The organism is Arthrospira sp. PCC 8006 (assembly GCF_046480465.1).
GTDB classification, from domain to species: Bacteria; Cyanobacteriota; Cyanobacteriia; order Cyanobacteriales; family Microcoleaceae; genus Limnospira; species Limnospira platensis.
In genome coordinates, this window is record NZ_PKGG01000680.1 from 1 (window position 1) to 222 (window position 222).

Annotated in this window: 1 pseudogene; it reads right to left on the reverse strand. The window is 75.2% G+C overall.

Annotated elements, in window-relative coordinates:
• A pseudogene (locus B9T16_RS29850) lies at positions 1-222 on the reverse strand (hypothetical protein); the annotation flags it as partial.

Here is a 222-nt window from a genome sequence, read left to right on the forward strand (position 1 = left end):
ACGCCGACCTCCGCCGCGAGGTGGGCGAGGTGGCGACGGTGGAGGACGGTCGCGGCGGCGGCGAGCTGCCAGCGGTCGTTGACCCCGGCGACCTCGTCCTCGTCGGCGACCACCGCGGCGACCTCGCGGCCGTCGCCGGTCAGGACCTGGACCACGTCGGTGAGGTAGAGCTCGCCCTGGTCGTTGGTGTCGTCGATGCGGCCGAGCGCGTCCTCGCGGAGC